This window comes from Mesorhizobium sp. M5C.F.Ca.IN.020.29.1.1, assembly GCF_003997375.1.
GTDB lineage: Bacteria > Pseudomonadota > Alphaproteobacteria > Rhizobiales > Rhizobiaceae > Mesorhizobium > Mesorhizobium wenxiniae.
The window spans coordinates 1-7,937 of record NZ_RZSW01000276.1; the positions used below are offsets into that span (position 1 = coordinate 1).

Sequence of the window (7,937 nt, forward strand, 5' to 3'; positions counted from 1 at the left end):
ACGCCACATGCACGCTATTCAGAAAAACGCGCGGACTGAGTGGTCGCACCGCCACGAGAGCCGCTGACTTACGCCACCTCCCAAGGCGTACCCGGCCCGGCAGCGAGCTCAGTCTCCTGCCGGGCATGCCGTTCAGGTGTACGGCGTTAAGCACATGAAATAGCAATGTCCGTCTGAGAGATTGGGGGGATGACCATTTAAGAGGTGCCCGAGAGACTTAGGGCATCGGGCGAGCGCGATCACAGGAGCTGCCTCTCAATCAGGCGACCGGTTGCCATTCAGTCTGCCTATCGGTGATCCAGATTTGATGTCATCCCTGCCTGGAAAGGATCTGTTAACCAGCGTTCCTTGAGACTAGAACAAAACGTGATTCGACGAGTCGGTTAACGACTGGCGATTTGTTCTTACTTGTTCCGTCGCGAGCTTGGAGCAAGGAAAGGTGTTGAAAACAGGTGGGATGGATGGGCAAATCAGCCGCGCTAGCTCACCTTGGGTTCAACCTGATGAGGAGGTCAATCTATGAAAGTTCGGGTTAGACAGATAGGGCCAGCGACACACCCCAGCGAGGTTGTGGTTCTGTGGACACAACATCCGGCGCCGAACATTTGGTTGTGAATCAGCGTTCACTTACGGATGATAAATTAGAGATTGGCTATTCTATTAATAGCCGCGATTCGGACCTGCTTGTTGAGCTTCCACGAGAGACAATTAACGGCTCATGGAGAGTATGGGTGCCGCAAGCTCTGGTAGAATAGACATGGAGGGGCGGGATGATACTCACGGGGGTTGTCGTGTGAACTGGAACGAGACGGTCCTTGCGGAACTTCGTCTTCCGAACGAGGAGCACCCCGTTGGCTAGATCGACGTCGGAACGATCAAGCCTGACCACTTCGCCCGATCGCAGCCCCGAGCTCGCCAACAATCCGATCAGCGTCGCCATCGTCCGCCCTCTGAGAGGGGTGCTTGGCGAAATGCGGGCGCATGCGTCGATGAGCGACGCCAACTCAGCGTCGGTGAGAATACGCGGAGGCGTAATCGCTCTAGATCTGGGGAAAGCTCTGCGCTCCAAGGCCTTCGTTCGGACGTCATAGACGGCGAGATACTCGTAAAACCGGCGGAGCACGCCGTGGCGAGTGACGCGGCTGTTGGCGGCGCCGCCGAACGACAAGGCGAAATCCAGCGCCATCGTTCGAGTGGCGGGAGCATCGAGCTGAGCGCGCTCAACGTAGCGGACGAAAGCCCGCAACGTGCCGGCTTGCTTGCTGAAGGCGTAGCCGAGGGAGTGGCGCAACTCGATGTACCGCTCGGCCTTCTCGCCGAGGAATCGGGCGAACGCGGTCATGCGACGCCTCCCGGAAAGGGGAGTGCGACCTCGGCGATCTGCGAGGTCGCGACCTTTACGTACAGCGCCGTTGTATTGATGCTCTGGGCCCGAGAAGATCGGCGACCTCGTTGATCGGCCTTCGCTGCTTGACGAACTGGGTGGCAAGACAGTGGCGCAGGAGATGCGCACCTGCGACCCGCCGAGTTCAACCCCGCCATGTCGCAACCGCTTCCGCAAGATCCTCGAAACAGGCGACGCGCATTTGAATGCTGCCACGGGCGGCGTGAAGGACAGGAACAGATACGGACTATCCACCTTCGGTCGCGCGCGCAGGACGTAGTCGGCGAGCGCGGCGCCGGTCTCCTCGAACAGCGGCGCCACCCGATCCCGCTTGCCCTTGGTGCGCCGGACAGAAACCTCGCCAGCACGCCAGCCGATATCCTGCAGCTGAATGGCGCGTAAAGCCAGCTTGATTAAGTTGCTTGTTCCCAACCCCGCGTCGGAGAAAATGAGTGGCTGACAACAAACGCCAACACTACGTGCCAAAGTCAACTTTGCGCCACTTTGCTTCTGATCCGAACCGACATCCCAAGCCTCGGCAGATCAATCTGGTGAACATCGCAGCCGCCAAAGTTGTGCGCGGGGCATCTCTAAAGGAGCAATGCTACCAGGATTATTTCTACGGGAAGAACACTGCGATCGAGAAGGCGTTGGGGCAAGTCGAGGGGTACTTTTCGAGCTTGGTCCGCAAAATGATCGGCACGCGAGCAATCGACGAGCGAGATGGCTGGCATCTCGTCCAGATGGTCGCACTTCAGAAAGCCAGAACCTTGCGCGCCGAAGAAGAATTGAACGGCATGATGGAAAAGCTGATCAAGCTGTTTATGTACAATCGTGTCGACGAGTATGATCTTCGCAGATCCAGAATTAAGGTCAACGATGCGTCCAATCGCAACGTAGGGCACGCATTAGCGCTAAGCCCGCTGATGCTCGACCTTAAGCGATTTCTGCTCGCCAATGACACCGATGTCCCGTTCGTCATTGCCGACAATCCGGTTGTGACGACGAACTGGTTCGCCAGAATACATCACCCGCAACGCGCCATCGGACTCGCACGTTCTGGGCTCCAGATGCTTCTGCCGATATCACCTCGCTTCGCGTTGATGATGCATGACGGCAATGTCTATACAACCGACTCTCGGATCAATGTCATCTCCATTTCTCGAGCTGACGAGGTCACTGCTTTGAATGAGCTTCAGTGGTTGAATGCCCATAAGAACGTGTATTTTCCGCCCACCCTCGGCGTGGAGTTCTTGGAGGCGATGATGAATGTTTCGCGACCAGAGGGCGGTCTTTCTGATTTCCGGAGAATGGAACGGATTGGGGATGGCGACTCCTATCGTGCTAGCGACAAAGATGAGTTCTCTCCTCCGACAGATGGTGTGAAGTCAGAGCTTGTTGTTACATCGGCGAAAGCCCTCTCTAAAGACGTGCGGCTGCGGGCCGTTAGCATGCGAAACAAGCCGATTTTTCACGACGATGGGTCGCTTGGCTCTCCCCAGCGTGACCCAGCTTGGGAAGACATTGTCGGTGATTTCGCTCGCCGGGTGCTGGGGGGCGAAACGGACCTAACGCGTTTCTGGGATTTTGTGGAAGGGCATCCACTTGCATCATCTATTGGACCATGGCTCAGAAGAGCGAAACGGCAGTCAGATCTGCGGCGACAATGATGATTAGTGGCTTTTGCGATCGAAGGCGGTCAGGCTTGTCGTCGCCAAGCCGACAAGATGGGCCATGATGCATCGGCGGCAATGCCGCGATCCGGTTCGGGCCAAAAGCAGGCTAAGAGCTTCGATGTGGCGCAATCGCCACGAATATGACGGTTCAGAGCGACAGTTCCGTCTGGGTGCGAGGGCAGGTCGCGGGCCCGTCTCGGCTCAGTCGATCTGTGCCTGTGCGACATCAGGTGGTAGCGATTTCCCGACTGTCATCTTGACGGTGATCGTATGACGTGGAAGCACCGTAATGGTACCGGGCGCTTCGTGTCCCTCACCGGCCGTTGAAAGTTCGTCGATCAGCTCACGGACGGCTGTATCCCCGCGGTCACGGCCGTCTTGCTGAGGTAGGCTGAAGGCTGCAAGTCCTAGTGCAAGCACTAGGAGTAGCCCTGTGACGAAGCATCAGATTGAAGTGATCACGTCGGTCGAGCGGCGCCGGCGCTGGTCTCGGGAGGAGAAGGAGCGGCTGGTCGCGGCGACGTTTGAGCCTGGGGCTAGTGTTTCCGAGACCTCGCGATCGGCTGGCATTCATGGTGAGCCAGCTTTTCCGGTGGCGCAAGGAACTCTGCCAGATCTCCGCGCCGTCCGTGCCGCAACTCGTTGCCGTGGAAGTCGTCGAGGCGCTGCCAGCGCCGCAATCGCCAGCGCAGCCACCGCCGATCTCCAGACCGCGCAAGAAGAGCAGCATGGTGACGATCGAGCTTGGCGGCGCCCGCCGCCTGCGGGTCGAGAGTGATATCGATAGCGAGGCGCTCGGCCGGATCCTGGATGTGCTGGAGCGGCGATGATCCCGGTCCCGAACGGTGTGAAGGTCTGGCTCGCCACTGGCTATACGGATATGCGCAAGGGCTTCCCCGGCCTGTCGCTAATGGTGCAGGAGACATTGAAGCGCGATCCGCACACCGGTCACCTGTTCTGTTTCCGCGGGCGGCAGGGTGGCTTGATCAAGGTGATCTGGCATGACGGCCAGGGTGCCTGCCTGTTCACGAAGAAGCTCGAGCGTGGCCGGTTCATCTGGCCATCGGCCGATGGCACGGTGGTGATCACGCCCGCGCAGCTCGGCTATTTGCTTGTTTCATGATCCCGGTCCCGAGCCAAGTGCGGATCTGGTTGGCGGTCGGCCGGACCATTCACACGCACATTGTGAACTGGAAGTCCTGTAACTGACACTCCGCTCCAATATGTCTACGAAGACAGATGCGACTGGCGGAACCCGACCAGCGGATCCCGGGTGCTGGCTTATGCCGAGCCCTCCTACGACACTTTGAGCGGCGAGGCCTTCCTCAAACTGAAGGGCGAGGGATCGGCCTTTCAATCGCTGGATCCAGCCTCGAAGTTCGTTCTGGCTAAAAGGGTCGCGGTTGGTCCTACCCTCGGCACCGGGCTTCAGAATGTGCCGGCCAACCGGCGCTTCTATCCCGCGGCTGGTAGTTCGGTGCGCGGCTACAACTCTCAAGGCATAGGCCCGAAGGACGACACCGGCAAGCCGACGGGCGGCCTGTCCTTCTTCGAAACTTCGTTCGAGATGCGCATCGCCGTTACGGACAGGTTGGCATCGTGACCTTCGTCGATGCCGGCACGGTATCGAATATGTCGGTTCCCAACTTCTCCGACGTCAAGGTCGGCGCCGGTGTCGGCCTGCGCTATGTCACGCCCGTCGGGCCGCTGCGCATCGACGCCGCCATACCACTCCACCGCGACCCCGGCGATCGCAAGTATGGCATCTATGTCCGCTTCGGACAGGGGTTCTGAGCGATGAAGATATTGATGCGCATCTTCGCATTGTCCCTCTACGCTCTGCCCATCGAGGTCGCCCGGCCTATTGAGGCGCTCGTTGTGCTAAGCAGGAACGAGCGTGGACAAGACAACCTCGCCGGCATTATTTTCGCGTCTGGCTTCGAGCGACGAGCGCAAGATCACGGTCAGCGGCATCGGGGCGGCATCTGCTCGGGAGCGTTCAGAGTCGACCATTCGTGGTGCAGGACCGCGAGGGCGCCTGGCTGATGGCGCCTGGCTGATGGCGCTTGGGCGGAGGGGCAATCTCGTGCCCCAGATGCAGTGCATCTTCGGCGCGGCGGCGCCGCATTTTCTTCAATTCGAAGCATGTAGACTGCCGCATGCGAGCTTCTCGCGCATGCTGGTCAACCAGGAGGTGGAACTGTTGGTACGCGCTGGCGAGTATAGGAAAGGGGCCGATCCGCTCATCGATCCAGCAATCGCCAAGATAGATAAATCAGGTGCGAAGGTTCTTGCCAGCCGCCGAATCCAGCTCTTTGCGTGAATAAATTCGCCGCTATCGCAGTCGATCAAACGGCGATCGCCGGATCGTCCACCGCCGATGCCATTGGACAAAGGTCGACCGTGACATTCCCGCGCGGTAACCGTAATCACTCTCCTGTCCATGGCCGAGAGTCTCGATTAAAGAGCGGACCCTGGCGTCGGTGTAATCATTTACGAGAACCCTTCAATACGTTCGCGAACAATCGCGCGCATTTGCTCAGCCATCTTCGCGCCCTGAGAGCCGTCAGACAAAGGCGGCGGCAACTGGAGGTGATCGAGCGCGCGTGAGACGACGGCAACCAAGTCATCAATCGCCATGTCGGCAACCGCTGCCTTCAGACCCGCGGTGCTCGCAAAAGCCTTGAAGTCGGCGCGGCGCAGACGATCATCCTTGCCGTTCAGCTTGAGCGCCATCCGGTCTCTTTCGAGGCGTGGAAACACGCGAGTCGTGACCGCGTCGTAGAGCGGAGCCATGCGGACCGAGCTGAATTGTGTGCTGCCGGGCTCTGCGATTTTCAGCAGTGCCACGTTCTTCAGGTGCATGTCTCCATCGGCGATCAGCCAGGCGAACAAGGATCGCTTGAGGACAAGCAGCAGGTCCTCCTCGGGAGAGGTCGATAGCGGCCTTAGTGCCCGCGCGATGCGCTCCATCGTGCCGTCATATTTTGCTTCGGTGGCCACGCCCAGTACCGAGCAGAAGTCCTCAAGCGCGAGAAGGTGCTTTTCCTCGAGGCTCGTTCTGATGTCGAACCGCTCGACGAGCAGCGCCGGAGGCATCCCGTCAGGCATGGGGACTAGCGCTGTCGCGGGCGTCGTGAAACCGGCCGAGCGGCCCAAAGCGAGCGACTGCCATTCGATAACCGGCAGGGCTTCAAATCCACCTGTACCGGCAGGCTTGAGGATATGGGTGAACGGTTTGCCGGTACTGGGGGAGAGAGTACCGTCGGCATCGAGGAACATCGGCGCTTTGATCTGAACGCCTGATAAACGTGGCGTATCGGTACGCTCGAAAATCTCCGCCAGATTGCGCTCGAAGCTCTGCTCTAAATCGCCGCGGCCCGGCCCTACATACTGGCCAGTGAAGACTGAGTTTCTAGTGAAGCCATTGAGCCGGGTTAGTAGGATATCGGGCGGCAGGGCGGAGAGATCGCTCGCACGCTCGACGATGGTGATGTTCGACATGTAGCGTTTGCCCGAGCGCAGCATCGCTCGCTCGTCGCGGTCGTTCAACACTGACTCAAGCCAGCCTTCAGGCAGCAGCGAGAGGATGAAAGGAGGGAGCTTGCCCGGCGCGGTCTGGCGGATGAGCGCCGGGCCATTCTGATCGTCTGGATTCCAGCGCCACTCGAAACCATCATGTGTGAGCTTGCCCAGCGGAGCGCCGTGCCACGCTACGATCAGATCGAGCGCGGCTTCATTGCGCGCGGGCTCTGCGGTCACTGGACGGCGGAGGAGGAAGCGCTCGGCGTGCTCGCCTTCGCGATACCACTGGTTTTCTCGGGCAAGCGCCCATGTCGCGTCGGCAGCGCCCTGGGCGCTGCCGTATTCTTCTATGAGACGGTTCGCGATTGCCTCGCGCACTGTCTCGTCGATGGATGCCGCATGTTCGCTGCGCAGGCGGAAACCTTCGAGGAAGCGCTGGCGCATCGAGGAGACGTCAATCCGGAATTCTCCCATGCCATCATCGACAATCGCTTGAGCGACTGAGGGGTGGTCGGGAGCTGCGTTCTGAATGATTTCGAGCGAGCGCAAGCGAGTGCGCTGTATTCGCCGTCCGCTCAGGAACAGACGGCCATCGCGGGTCGGGCGGAGAAGGACAGCGCTCGCCGCCGAGAGGTAAGCGTTGGGATATAGGTACTTGGCGATGCGGACGGCGTGCTTGAGTACCGTGGCCTCAATGTTCTCCCCGGCATCGACGTAGATGCCGCGCATTAGCTGGACCAGCTTGCCCGTTTCAGCCCGATAGTGGCTCCGGGTTTTATCAATGTTTTCGCCGACGAGGTGAAGAGCCATCTTATAACTTTCGCGTATTTAAGATACGCTATAGTTAGCACAGACTCCTCCAACTTTCAAGAGATTCCAACTTTCGCGTGTTTTACATACGCGAAAGTTATAATACGTTCTCGGACGCTGCGGTCTCCGGCTCGGCAATCCATCGGAAGAACGCCCTCTTTGCAGGCTCCGATGGCGGCGCCGAACACTGGGCAGTCGTCGCCTCGCTGATCGAAACCTGCAAACTGAACGGCGTCGAGCCCCTCAGCTATCTCACCGATGTCCTCACCAGGATCGTCAATGGCCACCCGAACAGCCAGATCGACGACCTGCTGCCCTGGGCCTACCTCCCGGCTCCCGAACTCAGGGCCGTGGCCTGAGAACAGCGCTTACCAATCACCGCCGCAATGACCGTCTCCACCTGAAGGGCCCATGTGGCGTCCCGCTCGGGTTGCGGAGCCGCCCGTCAGCTCCCAATCGAGGGCTTCTATTCGGAGGCCGCAAGCAGGTTCTTCAGATGCCGCCCATGCAGAGATATTTCATTTCGAGGTAGTCTTCGAGCC

6 protein-coding genes and 2 pseudogenes are annotated in these 7,937 nt (G+C 59.4%); 6 read left to right on the plus strand and 2 right to left on the minus strand.

Going from position 1 to position 7,937, the window contains the following annotated elements; genetic code table 11:
- Positions 1-652: 652 nt before the first annotated feature.
- Positions 653-1,816 (minus strand): tyrosine-type recombinase/integrase, encoded by a 1,164-nt coding sequence (locus EOA85_RS39150; RefSeq protein WP_245485908.1) that lies wholly within the window; start codon positions 1,814-1,816, stop codon positions 653-655.
- Between the two features lie 20 nt (positions 1,817-1,836).
- Between EOA85_RS39150 and EOA85_RS20920 the strand changes: the two genes are divergently transcribed.
- The 5 genes and pseudogenes from EOA85_RS20920 to EOA85_RS38475 all read left to right on the plus strand — a co-directional run bounded on the left by EOA85_RS20920 (position 1,837) and on the right by EOA85_RS38475 (position 5,383).
- Complete coding sequence (locus tag EOA85_RS20920; RefSeq protein WP_127211008.1) at positions 1,837-3,054, plus strand: DUF4238 domain-containing protein; 1,218 nt, start codon at positions 1,837-1,839, stop codon at positions 3,052-3,054.
- 578 nt (positions 3,055-3,632) lie between these two features.
- Complete coding sequence (locus EOA85_RS39155; RefSeq protein ID WP_245485910.1) at positions 3,633-3,890, plus strand: hypothetical protein; 258 nt, start codon at positions 3,633-3,635, stop codon at positions 3,888-3,890.
- Positions 3,887-4,183, plus strand: a complete 297-nt coding sequence (gene tnpB, locus EOA85_RS20930) for an IS66 family insertion sequence element accessory protein TnpB (RefSeq protein WP_127211009.1) — start codon at positions 3,887-3,889, stop codon at positions 4,181-4,183. The genes EOA85_RS39155 and tnpB overlap by 4 nt, the downstream gene beginning before the upstream one ends.
- Positions 4,184-4,273: 90 nt before the next feature.
- A pseudogene (locus tag EOA85_RS40130) lies at positions 4,274-4,854 on the plus strand (BamA/TamA family outer membrane protein); the annotation flags it as partial.
- Positions 4,855-4,957: 103 nt separating this feature from the next.
- Positions 4,958-5,383 (plus strand): hypothetical protein, encoded by a 426-nt coding sequence (locus EOA85_RS38475; RefSeq protein ID WP_127211010.1) that lies wholly within the window; start codon positions 4,958-4,960, stop codon positions 5,381-5,383.
- Positions 5,384-5,553: 170 nt separating this feature from the next.
- On the opposite strand, the gene EOA85_RS20945 is transcribed toward EOA85_RS38475, so the two are convergent.
- Entirely contained in the window at positions 5,554-7,395 is a 1,842-nt protein-coding gene (locus EOA85_RS20945) for a HipA domain-containing protein (RefSeq protein ID WP_127211011.1), read from the minus strand.
- A gap of 134 nt (positions 7,396-7,529) precedes the next feature.
- On the opposite strand from EOA85_RS20945, the pseudogene EOA85_RS20950 reads away from it, so the two are divergent.
- Positions 7,530-7,754 (plus strand): annotated as a pseudogene (locus EOA85_RS20950) (transposase domain-containing protein); the annotation flags it as partial.
- Positions 7,755-7,937 lie beyond the last annotated feature (183 nt).